Here is a 21,444-nt window from a genome sequence, read left to right as displayed (position 1 = left end):
ATCGAGCGATCGCAGTTTCTGAAGGACTGGCAATTACTACAGATGGCAACCTCATGGTTGCGCCAGATGAAGAGAACTTGGAATCTCATGCCCCAGCAGAAACTGCAATTGAGCCAGATCGAGCGATCGCTGTTTCTGAACTGGCAATTACTACAGATAGCAACCTTGTTACCACTGTTGCCTCAGATGAAGAGAACTTGGAATCTAATGCCCCAGCAGAAACTGAAATTGGGCTAGATCGAGCGATCGCAGTTTCTGAAGAATTGGCAATTACTACAGATGGCAACCTTGTTACCACTGTTGCCTCAGATGAAGAGAACTTGGAATCTAATGCCCCAGCAGAAACTGAAATTGGGCTAGATCGAGCGATCGCAGTTTCTGAAGAATTGGCAATTACTACAGATGGCAACCTTGTTACCACTGTTGCCTCAGATGAAACGGAAGAAGATGAAGATATAGTTATCGATCTACCTGTAAGTCCTGTATGGCTCAAAGGAGAGACGGCAGAGCAGATTTTACAAAATTTAATAGATTTAGCTTTACCCACCTCTGAACTGCTGCCGCAAGATGAAAAAGTTACAGATTCTTCAGCAACACAACTACCGCCATTATTACTGCTAATTTTAAGTCAGGATAATTATATTGCTCGTTGGGGACAAGCTCTTATAATCAACGGGTATATAGAATTCCAAGAAAAGACAAATCTAGATTGGGATGAAACATCATCTTCAAAAAGCTTGCGGGCGCTTGAGGTAGAAATTGAACTGCGATCGCCCAAGAACTCGAAAATATTGACCAAAGTACGGCAACCCTTATCAGATAAGGAGTTGCCCTTTACCATCAATACCTCAATTGATATTCCTGCTGATTGTGAATCTAAGCTAATTTTGGCAGATATCAGTTTGTATGGGAAATTCGCCGATGCTGGCGAAGTCATGCCGTTAGCTACCCAGTCCTTCACCATTACAGCAGATGTAACAGAATTACTGGCAATCACAGCCGCAGCAAAATCTAGTACATCTTTAAATCACCTCATAGCAACATCGGACTCATCTGCTGCTTTCACAGAAACAGAGACACCTGTTAGGCTCGATTTAAAACTATTAAATCTGGTCAAAACTCCAAAAACAGACCAGTCTCAGATAGTTAATCCATCCCCAAACACACCTTTACCACCGCAAATTAACCTGCAAGTTCTGCGAGAAGCTAACCTGCGGACATCTAAGTTCAAGAATTCAAGCATTTCGTTGCCTCAATTACCGAAACTGCCCCCTATTCAAAGTGATGCCAACCTTCCCACAGATGTTGTTGCAGAACCACAGACACCGGAGGAGCTAAAAAAGGATGCTACTATAGCCACCATAAATTTAGAGCAGTTGGTCATCAAGCAACGTCGAATGCCAATAATCGAGACTACTTTGCCATACTTGAAACGGCTACAAGCTTTACCAGATGATGCCGAAGAAAAAGTAGAAAATAATGTTCTTTCAGATACATTGGAAGTTAAAGCGGCTGAAGACTTACCAAAGTTGGACGCAACTGTGGCTGAAGATGAAAATATACCTGAATTAGGAGTAGGTGACGCACAATTTCAGGAAGAATCTGTTGCTGAAATCGAAGCCCCGCAGAATGAACAATTTCAGGAAGAATCTGTTGCTGAAATCGAAGCCCCGCAAAATGCACAATTTCAGGAAGAATCTGTTGCTGAAATCGAAGCCCCGCAAAATGCACAATTAATTACAACCGGAAACCTTTATTCATCTCCCCTGCTCAGGAAGTGGATGCAGAGCCAAGGATACTCCTTGCCTGAATATATCAACGATCTGCAACCTCAAGATTACAATCACTATGTTCCACCGCAGCAGATACCCCTTCCTCCTAGTACAGAAAATGCGAATGTTGATGTTAACTTGCCATTAGACCTAAATGCCAACACGGAGAATAATCTGAACGAAAATTGGAGCCGTTCACAACTTATGTTGGCTGAAATGCCCAACGGACAAGAGACATGGGAAGAAGTCGAAGGATTGGCTCCTGAACTGGAGAACTTTGGGGAAGATATAGACACAGCGCAGGAAGTGGAACTAGGGATTGGAGAAAATACGGAAATAGAAAAAGTACTAGAAGAACCAACAATCTCATCGGCTCTGCTAACACAAGTACCGCCCCCTCCCCCTCCAATAAAAATAAATATAGCGTCAGCTTGGTTGGCGCAAGAAATCGTTGTAGATGATACAGATAGCGAACTGGAAGGCGATGCAAAAGAGAGTGACACCTTTGAAGAAAAGGAGCAACCACTGTTATATTCATCTTCTTCCTTACCTCTAATTGCGGCAGCCACTGAGCCTTTGCCAACTCCACATTTGTATGTGCCAGAAGGTGAATTAATTGCTGGCAAGTCTGTCATAGTGCGCGTAGTACTGCCGGAAGTACCTCTGCAAGTTGTTGTCAAGTTATGGCTTGAAGATTATCAAACTCGCTACTTACTAGATGGGCCGCATTTATTGACAAATTTACTTCCTAATGCATCGGGAGATTTGGAAGTGATGACACAATTAAACATTCCTTTTGGCTGTTTGGAAATTCGCTTAGGAGCGATCGCACTCGATCTAACAACCCAACAGGAGAGTCACAAAGTCACAATAGTGCGAACCGTGATTCCTCCAGACTTGCCAAGCTTGCAACTAGATGAACTCCTGGGTATGTAACTCAGGTATGAGGGGCATTGGGCATTGGGCATGGACGAGAGACAAGGTAAACAAGGAAGAGGGCAAAGACAAAGAAGAGACTTGTTCTAATAATTCCCTCTTGTCCCCTTATCCCCTTGTCCCCCACCTCCCAATTTCCCCTGTGTTAAAAATATGAAAGAATTTCAAAAATTTGGCAGAATTTGCAGTAAGCTCATCTTGAATTGTAGTGTGATTTCATAGGAACCTTTAACTATGGCAGCATCTTTTTTACCTACTGTCTTGGCTAGTACTTCGTACTTGTCTGCGATCTTCGTGCCCATAATTGGTTGGGTTTTGCCAGGTGTGGTCTTTGCGTTTCTGTTTTTATACATTGAAAACGACGATATCAGCGATATCAACTGATACTGATGTAGTCATTAGTCATTAGTCATTTGCAAAAAACAAAAGACAAAGGACAATTGACCAAAATTAATACCGCCCATCTCATAGAGACAGGCGGTTTTTTTAACGTTGATTTCTCAACAAATGCTAGAAAGTTCTAACTTATAGTATTCGGTTCAAACTAACTAATGTTAAATCGAAGAACCGAGTCCGGCGTAGGCACCATAAAAGAAAATGCCCAAGACTGTAATTATACCTAAACCTGCGATCGTAGCGACGACCCACAGGGGAATTCTCCCACTTCCAGACACAGCTTCTCTCCTCCCTTAACAACAAATCAACACACGTTCATAAACCAAGATTAACAACAGTACTTCTAATTAGTTAAAGAAGTAACTAGAAAACAGAATACCCAGAACGAAAATCATTAGTAATCCCAGGTATAGAGAAGTCCGGTTTAGTTCAACCGGCTGATTATTGGGATTAGGCGATCTTTCTACCATAATTGCTCCTAACGTTGAATAAATTGCATTGCGGCGATCGCGCCTAAAAAGAATACAGTTGGTACACCTAAGGTGTGTACTGCCAGCCATCTAACGGTAAAAATTGGATAGGTAACTGGTTGATTGATGTTGTTTCCGCTAGTCATGATCTCAAACTACTTTCCAATAAATTCTTCAACTTGTTTTTTAGCTTCAAAACGGTTCTTCACAATGGGCACTTCCTGCCGCGCTGGTGTGAAATACTCGTTGGGACGGGGTGTACCAAAAGCATCATAAGCCAGTCCGGTGCTGACAAATAGCCAACCAGCAATAAATAATGCCGGGATGGTGATGCTGTGGATTACCCAGTAACGAACGCTAGTAATAATGTCCGAAAACGGACGTTCTCCAGTGGTACCTGACATTTAGATCCCTACCTTATACATAGAGTGTTATTGAGTTTATTATCCTACAAAGTTAAGAAAGAGTTACAAGTTGCAAAGTTCTTCTCAGAAATAGGTATTGGGGATTGGGTACTGGGTACTGGGTATTGGGTACTGGGCATTGAGAAAACTCTTACCTAGTCCCTAATCCCCAGTCCCTAGTCCCTAGTCCCCAGTCCCCATTAAGCTGCTTCTGGGGAAGTTGTTTCAGGATTTGGTAGATATTTGAGCAAAACGCCGCGATCGCCAATTATAAATCCCCGCTCTGGCTCTAAAAACACAATCTTGTACAAATTAGCTGCAACTTCTTCAACCTCACGGTCTTTTTCCCAGGTTTTGCCACCGTCGGCACTGCGTAGCAAATTACCGCTACCGCCACCTACCCAAATTTCATTGGGTGTGCGATATGCCAAATCCAGTAAACCCCAACTGGTGGATAACTCTGGATATTTTGCTTCTTGCCATTCTTCAGGTTTAGTTGGGTCACTAAACTGAACTTGACCTCCTCTAGCTAGCAACCACAATTGCCCATTGTCACCAAAGCCCATGTTTTCTACTCGCCGAGAACTATTGCGGTTATGGGGAACCCAAGCATCTTGGCCTGGTTCCCAAGTCGAGTAGAAACTCCCCTTAGCGGAAACGGCAACATACTTACCATCAGCAGAACGCTCTAAGTTACGCACCACACCCACTGCTGATTCCACTTGGGCTTTCCAGTTTTTGCCGCCGTCTGTGGTCTTATATATGGCTCCAACATTAGTAGCCATTTCCGCTGTATTGTCTGCTAGCGCCTTAACTGCGATCGGACTACCTGGTAGCTTTTCGCTCAGGGGGATACGCGACCAAGAAGCACCTTCATCGGTAGTGTGTAGTAAAAGTCCAGGCTCTCCGGCAATCCAGCCTTCTTTACCTACAAAACTTACTGAGTCAAAGCGATACTTCTGCTCATCTAGTTGCAGTGTTATTGGTTTCCAGGTATTACCACCGTCATTGGTTTCCAATAGTGTGGCATTGCTACCGACTAAGTAGCCATGCTCAAGGTTATCAGTAAAAGCAATATCCAATAAATTTGAGTCTGTTGGCACAGAAATGACTTTCCAAGGGTTGTAGCTAACAGAGGGAACTTGGCTACAACCTATGCAGATCGCGACTACTATTAACAAGGCAAATATTCGTTGCCAACCTTTCACAATTGAATGCATCAGTATTTCTTAGTTATTTCTAAATTTTGGTAGCAGTTGGCAGCCAGGATGCTGTAAAGTCCTGGCTTTTTCATTTTGAATTTTGTTAGCGCAGTGTAAAGCCTCTGGTAGAGAGCGTTATTTGGAATTGCTTAAAGGCTGTCATTGTAAGCCGTAAAGACTGATAAAAAACAAGAAGCCAAGAGCCAAAGCACCAAAAATTAGGATATTCTTTTGGGTTGGCGTTAGGTTGTTAACACCCAAACCATAACCGAGATTTTCTTTAAAGCCGGATGCAGTACCGGCAGGGCCGATGTTGGCAAAAGCAGTCTTTTTAGCAGAACAAACTGGACAACGCCAATTTATGGGCAGTTCTGCAAAGCTTGTCCCTGAAGCAATATCATCTTTGTCGTCTCCCTTTTCGGGTTCGTAAACATAACCGCAGGCGCGACACTCGTAGCGGTCTAACACCGTAGTCTCAACAGCTGGTTCGCTCATGGCTAAGGCCTCGCAAAGGAGAAATCTTAAATATACGTTAAAAATTATGACATAATTGTTAGGCTTTTCTATCACTAGCAAAAGCGAATCAAATACCTAAAGTGCGTCTGTTTCCCAGATTTCAGAAAAACCAAACAGATATAATGTAAAAGAAAGTTACGCAGTTAAGGGATTGGGCATGGGGCATTGGGCATGGGGCATTGGGTATGGGGTATCAAGAGGCAGAGGTGCAAAGGGGCAGAGGGGCAGAGGGGAAAGAACTTATACAAGAACTCTCCCCTGCTCCCCTGCTCCCCTGCTCCCCTGCTCCCCCACTCCTAAAATCCTTAATCTCTAGTCATCAGTACTCAATCTCCACTCACTACTTAAAATACTCCATAAGCGGTAGATACTCATTGTGTTTGTCCTCAGCGGTTACGAGTACCTTCTAGGTTTCTTCATCATCTGTAGCCTAGTACCTGCCTTAGCGCTCTCAGCTTCCAAGCTCCTACGACCCAGTGGTTACGCTCCAGAACGTCGCACCACTTATGAATCTGGCATGGAACCCATCGGGGGAGCCTGGATTCAGTTCAACATTCGCTACTACATGTTTGCTCTGGTCTTCGTCGTCTTTGATGTGGAGACTGTTTTCTTGTATCCTTGGGCGGTAGCTTTCCACCGTTTGGGGCTATTGGCTTTTATTGAAGCGCTAGTCTTTATTGCAATTCTTGTAGTCGCTTTAGTTTACGCATGGCGTAAAGGAGCTTTGGAATGGTCTTGAATTCTAACTTAACAACCCAGGGTAAAGAACGAATCATCAACCCCATTGAGCGTACCAATGTCACTCAAGACCTTTCAGAAAACGTCATTTTGACGACGGTTGATGACCTCTACGACTGGGCGCGGCTTTCTAGTTTGTGGCCGTTGCTGTTTGGTACTGCTTGCTGCTTTATTGAGTTTGCAGCCTTAATTGGCTCTCGATTTGACTTTGACCGTTTTGGGCTAATTCCCCGTTCTAGCCCCCGCCAAGCCGATTTAATTATTACGGCAGGGACTATCACGATGAAGATGGCTCCGCAACTAGTGCGTCTTTACGAACAAATGCCAGAGCCAAAGTATGTAATTGCGATGGGTGCTTGCACAATTACTGGCGGGATGTTCAGCGTTGATTCCCCCACAGCAGTACGCGGAGTCGATAAACTGATTCCTGTGGATGTGTACTTACCTGGTTGTCCTCCCCGTCCAGAAGCAATTATCGACGCAATCATTAAGCTGCGGAAGAAAATCTCCAATGAGTCGATGCAAGAGCGGGGTAAAATTAAGCAAACTCACCGCTATTACAGCACGACTCATAACCTGAAGCCAGTAGAGGAAATCTTAACTGGTAAGTATTTGCAGTCAGCAACTCGCTCTGCACCACCGAAGGAATTGGCGGAAGCGATTGGTATGCCAATACCACCTGCACTGCTGACAGAAAAGGCGCAAAAGGAGGAACAAACCCGTGGCTGAAGAAGAATCTAAACCAGTACCAGCAGCGAAAGAAGAAGCATTGGTACAAGCGGGTAAAGTTTCCCAGTGGTTGACGGAAAATGGCTTTGACCATGAGTTTTTAGCACCGGATAAGAATGGTGTAGAGATAATTAAGGTGGGGGCAGATTTCTTGCTTCCTACCGCTACAGCCCTTTATGCTTATGGGTTTAATTATCTCCAGTGTCAAGGTGGTATAGACCTTGGTCCAGGACAAGAATTGGTGAGTATGTATCACTTGATTAAAGTCGGTGATAATAGCGATCGCCCCGAAGAAGTTCGAGTTAAAGTGTTCTTACCACGGGAAAATCCTGTAGTGCCTTCTGTGTACTGGATTTGGAAGACCGCAGATTGGCAAGAGCGCGAGTCTTACGATATGTTCGGCATTATCTACGAAGGACACCCAAATCTCAAACGGCTTTTGATGCCGGAAGATTGGGTAGGTTGGCCTTTGCGGAAGGATTACATCTCGCCTGATTTCTACGAGTTGCAAGACGCTTATTAGAGATTGCTGAGTTTCGGCAGTGATTAACCCCTTTCCGGTGGCGGAGAGGGGTTATGTTTTTGGTGTTTTAAGTAAAATTGGTTGACAAAATTTGCTGTAATTGAGTGTTCAAATATTTTACACAGAGGATTTTGGTTACTCAAATCTTGATGAGTTGAAGTTTGTCTGTACTTTCATAGTCTTGATAACGTGTACATGGTTGATTAGTTGAATATGGATAAACAATAGTAGTTTTTTATACATTTAAAGCTAGATTGATATCACTGCTTAATGAGTGTTAGTGCGTTATATTTTGTAAAAATAGTTACTACGCTAAAATAGTATTAATCAATACAATCTTTATCTTCATTAAAGGATGTGAAATCAATGAAAATCGAAGCTAATGACAAAGAAGTTCAGGATATATTTGCTCTAGGTTATTTTAAAATCCCAAGATTTCAACGTCCTTATTCATGGACAGATGAAGAGGTTAAGGACTTTTGGGATGATGTTGTCATTAGAGATTATGAACATTATTTTATAGGCTCAATGGTTGTTTATCAAACAGAAAAACCATACTATGGAATAGTCGATGGTCAACAAAGATTAACAACTATTACATTAATGCTTGCTGCTATAAGAAATGCTTTTCTTGACTATGGGGATGAAAATTTAGCTAAAGGGGTACATCAATATATTGAGAAAGCTAATATAGATAATATACCTGAATATGTTTTAAACTCTGAGACATCTTTTCCTTATCTCCAAGGATATATACAAAGCTTTAACAAAGCAGAATTACAATGTAATGTAGGTAGTGAAGAACAAAATCTAAAATCAGCATTTGAATTAATTAATAAGAAACTTTATGACATAATTCCTAAATTTGATAGTAAAGAATCTTGTAATGCTTTATCTGAAGAGCGAATATCCCCAATTCTAGAAACTCTAAAATCTCTAAGGAAAAAAGTTCTTTCCTTAAAACTAGTATTTATTCAATTAGATAATGAAGACGATGCTTATTTAATTTTTGAAACTCTCAATACTAGAGGTAAAGACCTTACTACACCTGATTTGGTGAAAAACTTAATTTTACAGAAGCTGCGAGCTTCTAACATAACATTAGATACTTATAAAGTGATATGGAATGGCATTTTAGAAAAATTTGATAATAATGGGCTAGAACAAACTGTTGTAGAATCTTTTTTGTACCATCATTGGCTTTCTAAGTATGGTGATACAACTCAAAAACAGTTATTTGGTGAAATAAAAAAGTATATTGATTCTTCTAGTAAAAATGAATCTGAAAATAAATCTCGTTTATTACTATTAGAATTTCAAAAAAATTCAGATTATTATGTTTCTATTGTATCTCCAGATAATCATCAATGGAGCCCTGAAGAAAAAAATAGTATTTATCAATCGTTAAAAGCATTACGCCTTTTTAATGTAAAGCAACAAACATCAATGATTTTATCTCTTATGAGGGCATATAGAGAAAATAAGATAACATTGAAGGCATTACGTCCAATACTATGGAAAATTGAATGTTTTCATTTTATTTTCAATTCTATTACTTCTCAAAGGTCTTCTGGATCAATTGCTCCACTTTATTCCAAATATGCTCAAGAACTTTCTAATACTGACAATCTAGATAAAATTCAATCAATTAATACAAATTTAATAAGAAAGCTCAAGGAAAAACTACCTAGCTTGGACGAATTTGAAGTTAATTTTATGGATTTAATTTATACAAAAAATAAACAGAGAGATAAAAAAGTCATACAATATATACTTGAAAAATTCATAGGACAAAATATTAATGGACTACCTATTGATTATAATTCTGCCAGTATTGAACATCTCTTAGCAGAATCTAAAGGAGAGGAAGAAATAGTCGGCAGGATAGGAAATTTAATATTAGTAGATAAAACAACCAACAGTGAAGAACTAAAAAATTATGATTTTCTGAAAAAAATTGAAATTCTAAAAGATAAAAAATATCCACTTGATAATTATTTGTTGAAGGCTAATCAATGGACTGAGGAGGAAATCAAAGAGCGAGGCAAAGCAATGTCTCACAAAGCATATAATGAAATTTGGAAGTTGTAAATGTAAGTGTGAATGCGTAAGCTTTTCAGTAGCTCAAAATTTTTGTGCTTGTAATAAACTCATTTAATACTTTTTTTATTACGACTTAATGTGAAGTAATTCGTAGGTTGGGTTGAGGAACGAAACCCAACATTACCCATCTACCCAACGCTGATGTTGGGTTTCACTTCGTTTAACCCAACCTACAATTTCAGCTACAATTTAGGCGATATCTACTCTTTACCGATATTAAAGTCAAATACAATTTCTTGCCCAGCACCCCACGTAATATCATACTTACCCTGACGAACAGAACGATGAAAGCTGGAATATTCCCAATCTTTTGAAGCTTTCACTAAACCATGTTTGACAGGATTGTAGTGAATATATTCAAGGTGATTTTTAAAATCTACCTCGTCTCTAATCAAGTGTTCCCAAAAACTACGCTGCCAAATAGCCCGCTCTTTTTTATTTTGCCTAGAAGTAGATAGATTTTCCTGTGATAGAGTAATGCACTGGCGACTAAAATAGCTTTTGATCTCGACTTTGGTGATTCCATCAGTGTAAATCATTTAATCCAGTTAACCGGGCAGCTTCGCAACCAGATTGACCAATATAATATGATGTTAACCGCCCTTGACACAGCAAAGTCAGAAATAGAAACTCTTGAAAAGACCATTCGCGAAACTTCAGAATGCTTAGTCAGTGGTGTGGCGTTGAAGTATGGCAAAGACAGCCGGGAATACGAAATGACAGGTGGAGTACGCAAGAGCGATCGCATTCGTAGAGCCACTATCACCCGGTTAAAATCTAGGGCAGACTCAAAAGCGGCTGCTACACAGACGGCGTAATGAGCAACAAATACAGCGTATTTCAGGTAAATGAAGTACACGGGTAGGGGCACAACATGTTGTGCCCCTACGATTATCTGTACCTTACTAAGTTGCAATTTGCTGTAGGCATCATTCACGGTGAATGATGCCCATATTTAGCGTAGGCGTAGCCCGCACTTCTCTACGAGACGCTGCGCGAACGGCATGGTTCGACTCCGCTCACCAGCCGCTTAGTGACTACCACAGGTATCGCACGATCGCAGTTTTATTCCTCAATCAACTCAAAATTCACTCGTTCGTAAATATCACGCAAGGCAATTTTAAAATCGATAGAATCTAAGACTAAAACTGCATCTTCACCTTCATATTCTTTAAAAATCCATTGACCTTCTGCTTGCTTTGCAAATTGTTCTACAGCAAAACTATACTGGTCAATCATAATATATTCCTGAAAACCAGAAATTGAACGATAATATTTAAACTTATCTGTTTTGTCATAATTTTTAGTTGAATTTGATAAGACTTCAACAATTAATAATGGATTAGTAATAATTGTTGTACTTGTTCCCTCATAAATAGGCTTACCTTTGATGACGATTACATCAGGATAAGTATAAATGCGATGACGAGGTATTGATAATTTTACATCGCCTATGTAAATCTCATAATCTTGTCCTTGCACTGTCAAGGGAAACCTTTTATAAAAATTACCTGCAATCTTATTGTGGTTGGTTGTCCCTCCTGTTATAGGTATAATCTCTCCATCTCTGTATTCATTTTTATATTCAGCTTTCTCTTCTAATTCCAAATATTCTTCTGGGGTGTAGCGCTTTTCTGTTTGTAAAACCATATTAATTAACTCATAAAATGAAGGAATTATTCTGTTATCAATAGCGTAACGTACCCTATTGATAGGCAAAATAAATATTTTTGTTATACAAATACGGTTGCAGACAATGTAACAATAGCGATCGCAAGCCAATACTTTTAGCCATACCCACCAGTGAACGCCCCTACCAATATCTCTGCACAAACTCAGAATCGCAAAGCCGATCACATTCGCATCTGCTTAGAAGAAGATGTTCAGTGCGATCGAATCACCAATGGATTAGAACGTTATCGTTTCACCCATTCTTGCTTACCCGAACTCAACCACGACGATATTGATATCAGTACAACTTTCCTGGGGAAGCACCTTGACGCACCCTTGTTAATTTCTTCCATGACTGGCGGAACAGAACAAGCCGCAATGATTAACCAACGTTTGGCCCAAGTCGCACAACACTACAAAATTGCGATGGGTGTCGGTTCTCAGCGAGTAGCGGTAGAAAAACCCCAAGTAGCTGATACTTTTGCTGTCCGCAAGTATGCCCCTGACGTTCTACTATTTGCAAACTTGGGGGCTGTGCAACTTAACTACAAGTACGGTTTAGATGAATGTTTGCGCGTAGTTGATATTTTAGAAGCTGATGCCTTGATTTTACACATTAACCCTTTACAAGAGTGCATTCAACCCAAAGGTGATACTAATTTTCGGGGTTTACTTGACAAGATTTCTATCTTATGCTCAAAATTGCCAGTACCAGTAATTGCGAAGGAAGTTGGTAACGGCATTTCAGCAGCGATCGCCGAGAAACTGATCGCCGCTGGGGTAGCAGCAATTGATGTCGCGGGTGCAGGGGGTACTTCTTGGGCAAAAGTAGAAAGCGAACGAGCAGAAAATCCCTTACAACGTCGTTTAGGGAGGACATTTGCCGATTGGGGTTTACCGACAGCAGAGTGCATTACAACTATTAGAGCGATTGCCAAAGATGTTCCCTTAATTGCTTCAGGAGGTTTGCGTCATGGATTGGATGTTGCATCTGCGATCGCTTTGGGAGCAGATATAGCTGGTTTAGCAATGCCTTTCTTGCAAGCCGCAGCAATATCAGAGACAGCAGTTGCGGAACTCGCTGAGGTATTAATCGCTGAAATCACCACAGTCTTATTTTGTACTGGCAATGCCACCTTGTATCAGTTAAAGCACTCTGGCAGTTTACAGCGCATAGAATAAGTAAATAGGTCATTAGTCATTAGTCATTCGTCATTTGTCCTTTGTCATTTATAAATGCCCAATGCCCAATGCCCAATGCCCCATGCCCCATGCCCAATGACTAATAACTAATGCGTAATTTTATCAAACAAACTTTTGCTAGTTTAGTTGGCACTTTACTAGGACTAATTATTTTCGCTGGTCTGGGAACTACTGGACTGTTCTTGCTGATCTTTGCTGCTAGCTCGTCTAAAGATACTGGGCCAAATGTAAAAAATAAGTCAGTGTTGGTTTTTGACTTGTCAATGAAAATTACTGATGGCGAACCTAGTTCAGGCGAACTGTTTCAAAACACAATCTCAGGTGTGGATGAAGATAGAATGGCACTCCGCAAAGTTGTGGAAACTTTGGAAAAGGCGCGGCGCGATCCGCGCATTGTCGGGATCTATGTGGATGCAACGAACACAAGCCAAACTGGTAACGTTGGCTATGCTTCTCTGAAAGAAATTCGGAAAGCGCTGGAGGAGTTTCGCGCTGCGGGGAAAAAGGTTGTCGCCTATGGCAGTGATTGGAGTGAAAAGGAATATTACGTTAGTTCAGTGGCAGATTCCATTGTCCTTAACCCTCTAGGAATGATGGAAGTCAACGGTTTGAGTTCACAACCAATGTTTTTAGCGGGAGCATTGCAAAAGTATGGCATTGGCGTTCAAGTCGTGCGAGTTGGGAAATTTAAGGGAGCCGTTGAACCATTTATTCTCAACAAGTTGAGTCCAGAAAACCGCGAACAAACTCAGAAATTGTTGGATGATGTTTGGGGAGAGTGGCGCACTGCTGTCGGCGCAAGTCGGAAAATTGAACCCAATAAGTTACAAGCGATCGCAGATAATCAATCCTTACTAGAAGCCACGCAAGCCAAAACTAGCGGTTTAGTCGATCTAGTACAATACCCCGATGAAGTTGTCGCTGACCTGAAAAAGTTGACAAATAGCGATAAAGAAGACAAAACATTCCGACAAATTAGCCTGAATAGCTACGCACAAGTTTCTGGTAAATCTTTGGGTGTAGAACGTAACTCCAAAAATCAAATAGCTGTTGTTTATGCTGAGGGCGAGATTGTCGATGGTAAAGGAGAAGATGGGCAAGTAGGAGGCGATCGCTTTGCGAAAATCTTCAACAAGCTGCGACAAGATAAAGATGTGAAGGCTGTTGTATTACGAATTAATAGTCCTGGTGGTAGCGCTACCGCAGCCGAAGTCATGCAGCGAGAAGTGAAATTAACTCGTGAGGTAAAACCAGTTGTAGTGTCAATGGGTGATGTCGCCGCCTCTGGTGGTTATTGGATTGCTAGCGACTCTAATCGCATTTTTGCAGAACCAAATACCATTACAGGCTCCATAGGGGTGTTTGGGATCTTATTCAATGGGGAAAAGCTGGCCAGTAATAATGGTATTACTTGGGATTCGGTGAAAACCGCACGCTATGCTGATAGTCAAACAGTTTCGCGTCCGAAATCGCCTCAAGAGTTAGAAATTTATCAGCGCAGTGTTAACCGTATTTATAATATGTTTCTGAATAAAGTTTCTCAAGGTCGGAAACTCCCAGAACAAAAAGTAGCAGAAATTGCCCAAGGAAGGGTTTGGTCGGGTGAAGCAGCCAAAGAAATTGGTTTGGTGGATGAGATTGGTGGTTTGAATACTGCGATCGCTTATGCTGTCAAAGAGGCGAAATTAGGAGACGACTGGGAAGTGCAAGAATATCCTCGCACTAGCAGCTTCGGAGAACGCTTTTTTGGGCGTGCAACAGAAGAGGCGCGGACTGCTTTCGGGATTGAGTCAGCGCAACTCAAATCAGCCAATCCCCTCACCACCGAATTCCAAAAATTACAACAAGAAGTTGAGATTCTGCAAAAGATGAACGATCCACAAGGGGTGTATGCCCGCTTGCCTTTCAACTTGAAGATTGAGTAGATATTTTTTTGAGCATCAATCAACAGTTCAGATCAACCCAAAACGCAGATTGTAGAGACGCGATTCATCGCGTCTTGAAAAACCAATCATCTACACCAAACCCTTAACCCAAGCCTATGAGGCAAAACTTACCGAATACTAATTTGTGAAACTAGCTTTGAGTCTTTGTAGTCAGGATTTTAGTGCTGAGAAAATAAAAACCAAAGTTCTTACTACAAAATTCTTTACCCATAATTTAAAGACAGACCAGTACGGCGAAGCCCATGAGTTTGCCTCGCCAGCCATAAACCAGCTGACATTTGCTGCTCGGATGTGTAAAGTAGTTGAGAGTCAACTACAATTTCCAACCTTTGACAGAATTTTAGATTTGGAATTTTGCTGAAACAGCCCGATTAAACAGTGGCTCAAATATGGAAAAATCTAAAATCTTTTATCCAAAGCAAGTGTATTTACATACCGAGCTAATTTAAAGTCTAAAATACAAAATTGAGTAAAACATCCATCTATGGCTAGAAAAACACAACGTCTTTTACTGCTAATTGTTTCTTGTAGTATCACTGGTGTAATTTTAGGAGGTACTGCTGGTTGGGCAGAAAGTAGTCTCTGCCTGGAAGACAGTAAGGTTACAAGTGAGTGCCTAACTCAAGATCCATTCCAAAAAACTATTCAAGGAATGAGTACTGGATTGTTAGCTGGGGCTGGGGCCGCTTTTGGTGCAGTCTGGCAGTTACGGAATGAAGATTGAGTATGAACTACTACTAACCCGGAACTCCGGGTTAGATTAGGTTTCTGTACTAATTAGCCAGTGCCTTCACTTTGACTTTTGCCCAGCATTAAAGTCATGTGAGTCAATTATCCTAATTTATGTGGCTTTGGAAGAATACCGATCTATTAATGCACGAGCAAATTTCTGGTGTTGTTCAGCTAGATATTGAGGAGAGATAAACTGAGCATTACCCATGAAGCGATACACCCAACGACAAAACTCCTCCAGCGATCGCTCAGGCAATTTAATAATGTAATCTATCGCTAAGTGCGCCATCTTTGCAGAGCTAAGGAGTTCCTGAAAAGCTTGCGGCTGCAACTCTGGGCTAATCCAAGCCAAAACACTAGCAGTCTGATATGAAGAAGCTAAATCTTTGTGCAATGCTTCTTGTGCGTTTGCTCAATAATTCTATGTTCACTTTAGTTCTCCGAACAGCGTAGATCGTTAACGCAGATGGATTGACAATGAATTAATCATCCCTTGCTGTAATTTTCTTTCCTTGGCTAGCAATGCCGTTAAAGTGCATAATAATGATTTAACTTTACGCATATTCAACCTTGGGAGTCGGTTCAGTTTCGTACATTAAGCTACTTTTGTGCCTTTTATAATTGCAGGTCGAGGCAGCTAGTAGGTTATTGTCCTTGAAGCGATCGCGTCCTGCTGCCTTTGCCTGATATAATGCTCTATCCGCTGCTGCAATTATTTCTTCAAAGTTAGAACCAAGCTCAGGAATTATTGTGACCAACCCACTACTTATCCAACTCTATAGTACTTTGAGTTTCGCTTTAATTATATTAATCCGATGCACTAACTCTGCTTGATTCGTCTTGAGCAGATTCAGTATTCATTTTTGGGTGTTGCATAGTCAGGACTGAGCAGGGAGCATTGTGGAGTACGTAATTGCTGACACTACCCAAGGCTAACTCACTCCAACCAGATAGACCCTGACGTCCAACTACGATTAGGTCAGCACCCCAAGTGGAGGCTAATTTACAGATGGTTTGACCAGGATTGCCAGGGGATTGGATGAATTCTGTACTCACGCCTGTTAGAGTTGCTTCATTTGTACACGATTGTAGTAGCTCTAGACCTTGCTTTTCCAAAACCTCCCACTGCTGTTGATTGAACTCCAAAGTTTTTTTACTCATCACGGGATATGGATAGTAATCCTGCCTGGGAAGTATAGGTATATTTACTTTGGCCTGTTCTTCACCCGACAGAACATGCAACAGCATAAGGCTGCCCTTGCTCGCTTTTGCTAAGAACAAGGCTTTATCAAAGACATCTTTGGCGGATGCAGAGGTGTCGATTGCAACTAGAATCTTGTGAAACATATAGACTTCCTCCAAACTGTTGTGACTCCATATAAGAGCTGATTTATAAAGGTTCTCTTTAGGCAGCAAGGCGCTTCAACATCAAGCGCACCATTGCCGTTTCGCCCATCAACCCGCTCACGCCTGACAATAGTTCATAGTCCGTGGCTTGTGCGATGCAACCAGCGAAACCACCCAAATGTACACTCGACAACCCAGCTTTTGGCAACACCTGAAATTATGCTTCGGTTCGCTTAATAATTTCAACTTTGGCACTACAAACCTGCAAAAATGCTTGGGCGAACTTCTCCTTACTGTAGCCCTAGTTTATCTAAATCACAACTAACATAGATCAATCTTACTTCCTTTCTTTCTATCTCCTGTCTCATCAATAATTAAAATGATTTGTCTACCTTTTAGTATCTATAAAATTAATTAGTTCTAAACACAAAGCTCTTAACTTCTCTATATCCCAAGATGATTTGTTAAGAAATGATGTAGCCCTTAATACTTATCTAATCCAACAATCTTTGCTATTTCTAGAGGCTTTTCGTTTTAAATCAGAAATACATCCTATATTCCTATATGTAGATACTTAAATGCTTCAAAAAGCCTAACATCTAAAAACAGCTTTTTATACAACAGACAATATTCGTCCACAAAGTTGATGGTTTGTACGGGTGAGCGAGGCTCTCCCATACCCTGTATATTAATTCTATTTTATGTATATTATTATACTATTTTTGAGGTGACACAACAGGGCTAATAACCCCTCATTCCCTAACGTATCTTTCAAAAAGATTGTCTCAGTAGGCTGATGCGCGCCTACTGTTCTCTACATTAAACCAGCAATTAAGCCCGCGTTAACCTTTTTAAATTTTGGCTATTCAGTATGTTCCAGGAAGTAGAAGACGAAAGCTTACTAAAAAAGATCCCTCTCCCCATTCAGGAAATCTCAGAGGATAGGGAATTAACACAAACGGTAATTCTTCCCACAAATCTGCCTATTAAACTTTCCAAACCGCAAATTCGCACAAGTCTCAGGGCATTAACTCTCGAGAGTCTTTTTGCTGCGGTTTTTTACAGTATCATCGGTTCAGCGTTGCTCAGTAATTTCTTGCTAGAGCTGGGTGCCGGGCCAGTAGAAATTGGTCTGCTCGCCTCTATTCCTCAGCTGGTGAATCTGCTCCAACCACTGGGAGCTTATTTGGTAGAACGAAGTAGCAGCTTCAACTGGTATTGCATGAGCATTTTCATCCCGGCGCGGCTACTGTGGATAATTCTCGTGCCAGCGATTTGGTTGGTCAGCTCATCTAACTATATCACTAAGCACCAAGTAGTGCTGTTGACATTAGGAATTATGTTAGTGGCTAATATCATTGAAGCTTTCGCCCGTGCTCCCTGGATGACCTGGACGGCTGTGTTAGTACCTGGGCGGTTGCGGGGGCGGTATTTTGGCTTTCGCAATAGTGTTCTCAGTTTGATGAATCTCATCGGTGTGCCGTTGCTGGGTCTAGCAGTATCGATCTGGCCTAGTGGAACGCTCCAAGGCTACGGTGCAATCTTGGTTCTAGGAATTGTGCTTGGGCTGCTTAGTCAAGGCTGTCAGTTCTGGATGAGCGATGTGAACCCGCAGCTTTTAAAAGTCGTGGGGTCAGAGCCACCCCAACCATACCGCAGCGGGATACATCTTCGCTTCCTTAATGATGCCAATTTTTTGAAGTTACTGATTTACCTTGCCATCTGGTGCTTTGCCGTTAACCTCAGCGCTCCCTTCTTTAACCTCTATATGCTAGATAACCTGGATATAGATGTCAGCCTAGTAACAATCTATAACGGTTTAGGAGCTGGTGCTAATATGCTGCTGCTGGTTTTCTGGGGCAAACTGTCTGACCGGATTGGGAATCGTCCGATCATGTTATTAGTAGGAATCTTGGTGGCGGTGACGCCTGTATTATGGTTAGTAGCTGGCAATGATTCAATTTCCCTTTGGATATGGTTACCCTTTTTACACGTGTTGGGATCTGGGACGTGGGCGGCCATTGACCTGTGTACCAACAATCTGATGATGGGAGTGGCACCGGTGACTAATCAATCCACTTACTTTGCGATCGCCGGGGCGGTTGCTGGTGTCACTGGAGCAGTGGGAATCATAGCTGGTAGCTTTCTTGCGACTCTGCCTGGTGCCGGTGGCTTACTGGGACTGTTTGCTCTTTCAACCGTCCTACGGACGGCTGCTCTCTTGCCCTTGGTTTTTGTTCAAGAGCAAGGCTCTGTACCTCTGGGTCAGCTTTGGCGAGTCCTATTCTCAGTCAAGCAGCAAAGAGTACCGATTTAACAATATTGAACGTCAACCACTTGAGGCTTTGTTAATTGCTGTAGTTTTCATAATGAATCAGAAGATGGATTTACGCAAAAAAATATTACTTGGCAATATATAAGGAGTGGTATACAGAAAATCCAGATATTGCCAAGGAAGCTTTTAGTCAATCTGCTTGTGAGGTAATTGACATTCTCAAGAATATCGAGAAAGTTCTTGCAAAGCATTAAAAGATAACATATCACCAGAGCCGAACAGCGAGAAGTAATTGCTTGATATTGATTTGCTACTTGTGTAGGCTCAGTTCAACCGTTATGTGGCTTAGTCCGTTGGTGGGAGGCTACAAATGGTACAAAACCCAGGATCGTTGTCTAACTGTGCTATCCATTACAGCTAACGCTTCGCTGCAACAGACTGAATCGATATCTGGGTTGGGATACAAAGAAGTAAGCCTATGGGTGCATTTGCTTTCTTGGTAACTTATAGAGAATAATCACAAATAAAGCAGCTTTGGCATCTTCGTGCGAGAGAATAAATATAAAATATGGCGATCGCAATCGATTTTGGTACTAGCAACACAGTCATTGCTCGTTGGAACCCTGTAACCCAGCAGCCAGAAACCCTGACTCTACCAGGTTTATCAATCAAACAAAGTCTCAATCCGCCACTGATTCCCAGCTTGGTTTATGTTGAAGACGCAGCCCAAAATAAAGTCTTAGTCGGGCAACAAGTACGCGATCGCGGTTTTGACCTCAAAGGCGAAACGCGATTTTTCCGCAGCTTCAAACGCGGTATTGGTGCAGATATTCAAGGTTTCTTACCCGAACTAGATGGGCAAATTGTCACCTTTGAACAAGTAGGGCAATGGTTCCTGACTCAAGTAATTGAAGAACTAGCACCCCTGGAAGGTGGGTTAGATTCTCTGGTGTTAACCGTACCTGTAGACAGTTTTGAAGCCTATCGTCATTGGTTGGGAACAGTATGTCAAAGCCTCCCTGTCGAACAAGTACGAATGCTGGATGAACCCACAGCCGCCGCCTTGGGTTATGGTTTGGCAGATCGAGAAAATCTTTTGGTGATTGACTTCGGCGGTGGAACTTTGGATTTGTCCCTTGTTCGGTTGGATCAAAGCGTGCAAGCAAGCACAAAGCCCTTGGGATTTCTCCTCAAATGGGGTAATAAGTCTCTAGCTGAAGATTCAAAACAAAAAGTCAAAACTGCCCGTGTTCTGGCAAAAGCAGGGCAAAATCTAGGTGGTACTGATATTGATAATTGGTTGGTAGATTACTTTGCTAAAACTCAAGAATTGGCGGTAAGTCCCTTGACAACACGATTGGCTGAACGGGTAAAAATTCAGCTATCAACTCAAAACCAAGCTAGTGAAGTTTATTTTGACGATGAGACATTTGAAAGTTATGAACTGGAACTAAACCGCGACACTTTTGACGATATCCTCAAAGAACACGCCTTTTTTGAGTTATTGGATGAGTCGATGACGACACTGTTGCAGCAAGCAAGACGGCAAGGGATAGAACTTCCAGATATTAGTGCAGTTTTGTTAGTTGGTGGGACAGTACAATTGCCAGCAGTGCAGACATGGATCAAACAGTATTTTGAGCCAGAAAAAATCCGTTGCGAACGTCCCTTTGAAGCGATCGCTCAAGGTGCATTACAGTTAGCACAAGGGATACAAATCAAAGACTTCCTCTATCATAGTTATGGTATCCGCTACTGGGATCGTCGCAATCAGCGCCACAAATGGCATTCTTTAATTAAAGCTGGACAAGCATATCCGATGACTCAGCCAGTGGAATTAGTCTTAGGTGCTTCTGTAGAAAATCAACCCAGTATTGAACTAATTATGGGAGAATTGGGAGCAGATACAGGTAGTACTGAAGTTTATTTTGATGGCGATCGCTTGATTACTCGCCGTATGGACAATAATGAAACCAACGTCAAACCCCTCAACGATCGAGAAGGTGCGAAGACAATTGCCCAACTCACACCAACCGGATATCCTGGAAGCGATCGCATCAAAATCCTCTTTCAAGTTGATGAACAACGCTTTTTACGAATCACTGTTGAAGACTTGTTAACTAATGACACGCTGTTGGAGAATCAACTTGTGGCACAGTTGAGTTAATTAAGTAAAAGGATTTAAAAGTGGGATACCGCAGCCATCGAAATCCCGGATGTTGCGCGTTACTAAGGTCAATTGATGAATTTGAGCAGTAGCAGCAATCATCATATCTGCTTGGGTGTGTGTTTTCCCACTTAATCTTAGTTGACCTCGCAATTCACCGGAGCGCTTGGCAATTTCAATGGTGATGGGCAATACTTGACAGTTATTTTCTAAAAAGTTATCAAACCATATTTGAATTCTAGGGTTGGGTTTGGATGTCATATCAAGTTCGGATAATTACTTATAATAAAGGTGGAATCGTTGCAGTGCATATA

The 21,444-nt window shown here is 41.7% G+C and carries 25 protein-coding genes and 2 pseudogenes; 13 read left to right on the top strand and 14 right to left on the bottom strand.

The window, feature by feature from the left end:
* The first annotated feature begins 53 nt into the window (after positions 1–53).
* On the top strand, positions 54–2,708 hold the full coding sequence (locus tag RMY64_RS16515) for a hypothetical protein (RefSeq protein WP_416212151.1): 2,655 nt from the start codon (positions 54–56) through the stop codon (positions 2,706–2,708).
* A 234-nt stretch (positions 2,709–2,942) separates the two neighbouring features.
* Positions 2,943–3,092, top strand: a complete 150-nt coding sequence (gene psaI / locus RMY64_RS16510; protein WP_322670286.1) for a photosystem I reaction center subunit VIII — start codon at positions 2,943–2,945, stop codon at positions 3,090–3,092.
* 170 nt (positions 3,093–3,262) lie between these two features.
* Here psaI and RMY64_RS16505 read toward each other — a convergent pair whose 3' ends face one another.
* The 6 genes from RMY64_RS16505 to RMY64_RS16480 all read right to left on the bottom strand — a co-directional run bounded on the left by RMY64_RS16505 (position 3,263) and on the right by RMY64_RS16480 (position 5,675).
* Positions 3,263–3,382 carry a photosystem II reaction center protein J gene (locus RMY64_RS16505; RefSeq protein ID WP_012411803.1) on the bottom strand — a complete coding sequence of 40 codons (120 nt, stop codon included), beginning with the start codon at positions 3,380–3,382 and terminating at the stop codon, positions 3,263–3,265.
* A 69-nt stretch (positions 3,383–3,451) separates the two neighbouring features.
* Complete coding sequence (locus RMY64_RS16500; RefSeq protein WP_322670285.1) at positions 3,452–3,574, bottom strand: photosystem II reaction center protein L; 123 nt, start codon at positions 3,572–3,574, stop codon at positions 3,452–3,454.
* Between the two features lie 8 nt (positions 3,575–3,582).
* Complete coding sequence (psbF, locus tag RMY64_RS16495) at positions 3,583–3,720, bottom strand: cytochrome b559 subunit beta (RefSeq protein ID WP_015115279.1); 138 nt, start codon at positions 3,718–3,720, stop codon at positions 3,583–3,585.
* 9 nt (positions 3,721–3,729) lie between these two features.
* Positions 3,730–3,978, bottom strand: coding sequence for a cytochrome b559 subunit alpha (gene psbE, locus RMY64_RS16490; protein WP_094348030.1), 249 nt, complete (start codon positions 3,976–3,978; stop codon positions 3,730–3,732).
* 200 nt (positions 3,979–4,178) lie between these two features.
* Entirely contained in the window at positions 4,179–5,198 is a 1,020-nt protein-coding gene (locus RMY64_RS16485) for a photosynthesis system II assembly factor Ycf48 (protein ID WP_322686432.1), read from the bottom strand.
* A 141-nt stretch (positions 5,199–5,339) separates the two neighbouring features.
* Positions 5,340–5,675, bottom strand: a complete 336-nt coding sequence (locus RMY64_RS16480) for a rubredoxin (RefSeq protein ID WP_094348032.1) — start codon at positions 5,673–5,675, stop codon at positions 5,340–5,342.
* 397 nt (positions 5,676–6,072) lie between these two features.
* Here RMY64_RS16480 and ndhC point away from each other — a divergent pair, with 397 nt between their 5' ends.
* The 4 genes from ndhC (at position 6,073) to RMY64_RS16460 (ending at position 9,777) form a co-directional block, all read left to right on the top strand.
* Positions 6,073–6,435 carry a photosynthetic/respiratory NAD(P)H-quinone oxidoreductase subunit C gene (gene ndhC, locus RMY64_RS16475; protein WP_012411797.1) on the top strand — a complete coding sequence of 121 codons (363 nt, stop codon included), beginning with the start codon at positions 6,073–6,075 and terminating at the stop codon, positions 6,433–6,435.
* Positions 6,426–7,163 carry a photosynthetic/respiratory NAD(P)H-quinone oxidoreductase subunit K gene (gene ndhK, locus RMY64_RS16470; RefSeq protein WP_322670283.1) on the top strand — a complete coding sequence of 246 codons (738 nt, stop codon included), beginning with the start codon at positions 6,426–6,428 and terminating at the stop codon, positions 7,161–7,163. The genes ndhC and ndhK overlap by 10 nt, the downstream gene beginning before the upstream one ends.
* Positions 7,156–7,686 carry an NAD(P)H-quinone oxidoreductase subunit J gene (locus RMY64_RS16465; RefSeq protein WP_322670282.1) on the top strand — a complete coding sequence of 177 codons (531 nt, stop codon included), beginning with the start codon at positions 7,156–7,158 and terminating at the stop codon, positions 7,684–7,686. The genes ndhK and RMY64_RS16465 overlap by 8 nt, the downstream gene beginning before the upstream one ends.
* Before the next feature lie 366 nt (positions 7,687–8,052).
* Positions 8,053–9,777, top strand: a complete 1,725-nt coding sequence (locus RMY64_RS16460; protein WP_322670281.1) for a DUF262 domain-containing HNH endonuclease family protein — start codon at positions 8,053–8,055, stop codon at positions 9,775–9,777.
* A gap of 212 nt (positions 9,778–9,989) precedes the next feature.
* Here RMY64_RS16460 and RMY64_RS16455 read toward each other — a convergent pair.
* A pseudogene (locus tag RMY64_RS16455) lies at positions 9,990–10,295 on the bottom strand (REP-associated tyrosine transposase); the annotation flags it as partial.
* A gap of 81 nt (positions 10,296–10,376) precedes the next feature.
* On the opposite strand from RMY64_RS16455, the gene RMY64_RS16450 reads away from it, so the two are divergent.
* Positions 10,377–10,607 (top strand): hypothetical protein, encoded by a 231-nt coding sequence (locus RMY64_RS16450; protein ID WP_322670279.1) that lies wholly within the window; start codon positions 10,377–10,379, stop codon positions 10,605–10,607.
* Between the two features lie 247 nt (positions 10,608–10,854).
* Here the strand turns inward: RMY64_RS16450 and RMY64_RS16445 are convergent, their stop codons facing one another.
* Complete coding sequence (locus tag RMY64_RS16445; protein WP_322670278.1) at positions 10,855–11,439, bottom strand: Uma2 family endonuclease; 585 nt, start codon at positions 11,437–11,439, stop codon at positions 10,855–10,857.
* A gap of 153 nt (positions 11,440–11,592) precedes the next feature.
* Here RMY64_RS16445 and fni point away from each other — a divergent pair, with 153 nt between their 5' ends.
* The 3 genes from fni to RMY64_RS16430 all read left to right on the top strand — a co-directional run bounded on the left by fni (position 11,593) and on the right by RMY64_RS16430 (position 15,333).
* Complete coding sequence (gene fni, locus RMY64_RS16440) at positions 11,593–12,642, top strand: type 2 isopentenyl-diphosphate Delta-isomerase (RefSeq protein ID WP_322670277.1); 1,050 nt, start codon at positions 11,593–11,595, stop codon at positions 12,640–12,642.
* Between the two features lie 110 nt (positions 12,643–12,752).
* Positions 12,753–14,588 carry a signal peptide peptidase SppA gene (gene sppA / locus RMY64_RS16435; RefSeq protein ID WP_322700622.1) on the top strand — a complete coding sequence of 612 codons (1,836 nt, stop codon included), beginning with the start codon at positions 12,753–12,755 and terminating at the stop codon, positions 14,586–14,588.
* A 505-nt stretch (positions 14,589–15,093) separates the two neighbouring features.
* Positions 15,094–15,333, top strand: a complete 240-nt coding sequence (locus tag RMY64_RS16430) for a hypothetical protein (protein ID WP_104909601.1) — start codon at positions 15,094–15,096, stop codon at positions 15,331–15,333.
* A gap of 117 nt (positions 15,334–15,450) precedes the next feature.
* Here the strand turns inward: RMY64_RS16430 and RMY64_RS16425 are convergent, their stop codons facing one another.
* From RMY64_RS16425 to RMY64_RS16405, 5 genes and pseudogenes are all read right to left on the bottom strand, one after another.
* Positions 15,451–15,735, bottom strand: a complete 285-nt coding sequence (locus tag RMY64_RS16425) for a WYL domain-containing protein (RefSeq protein ID WP_322686437.1) — start codon at positions 15,733–15,735, stop codon at positions 15,451–15,453.
* A gap of 160 nt (positions 15,736–15,895) precedes the next feature.
* Entirely contained in the window at positions 15,896–16,099 is a 204-nt protein-coding gene (locus RMY64_RS16420; protein WP_322670274.1) for a hypothetical protein, read from the bottom strand.
* 49 nt (positions 16,100–16,148) lie between these two features.
* Entirely contained in the window at positions 16,149–16,688 is a 540-nt protein-coding gene (locus RMY64_RS16415) for a universal stress protein (protein WP_322670273.1), read from the bottom strand.
* 58 nt (positions 16,689–16,746) lie between these two features.
* Positions 16,747–16,881 (bottom strand): hypothetical protein, encoded by a 135-nt coding sequence (locus tag RMY64_RS16410; RefSeq protein ID WP_322700621.1) that lies wholly within the window; start codon positions 16,879–16,881, stop codon positions 16,747–16,749.
* 137 nt (positions 16,882–17,018) lie between these two features.
* Positions 17,019–17,366, bottom strand: a pseudogene (locus RMY64_RS16405) (transposase); the annotation flags it as partial.
* Positions 17,367–17,559: 193 nt separating this feature from the next.
* Between RMY64_RS16405 and RMY64_RS16400 the strand changes: the two are divergent.
* The 3 genes from RMY64_RS16400 (at position 17,560) to RMY64_RS16390 (ending at position 21,130) form a co-directional block, all read left to right on the top strand.
* Positions 17,560–19,005 (top strand): MFS transporter, encoded by a 1,446-nt coding sequence (locus RMY64_RS16400; RefSeq protein ID WP_322700620.1) that lies wholly within the window; start codon positions 17,560–17,562, stop codon positions 19,003–19,005.
* Positions 19,006–19,094: 89 nt separating this feature from the next.
* Positions 19,095–19,217, top strand: a complete 123-nt coding sequence (locus RMY64_RS16395; RefSeq protein ID WP_322670270.1) for a hypothetical protein — start codon at positions 19,095–19,097, stop codon at positions 19,215–19,217.
* 314 nt (positions 19,218–19,531) lie between these two features.
* Positions 19,532–21,130 (top strand): Hsp70 family protein, encoded by a 1,599-nt coding sequence (locus RMY64_RS16390; protein ID WP_322686441.1) that lies wholly within the window; start codon positions 19,532–19,534, stop codon positions 21,128–21,130.
* On the opposite strand, the gene RMY64_RS16385 is transcribed toward RMY64_RS16390, so the two are convergent.
* Positions 21,131–21,391 (bottom strand): PIN domain-containing protein, encoded by a 261-nt coding sequence (locus RMY64_RS16385; protein WP_322700619.1) that lies wholly within the window; start codon positions 21,389–21,391, stop codon positions 21,131–21,133.
* Positions 21,392–21,444: the final 53 nt, after the last annotated feature.

It is taken from the genome of Nostoc sp. DedQUE08, assembly GCF_034530895.1.
GTDB lineage: Bacteria > Cyanobacteriota > Cyanobacteriia > Cyanobacteriales > Nostocaceae > Nostoc.
This window is presented reverse-complemented; position numbering and strand designations above follow the sequence as displayed.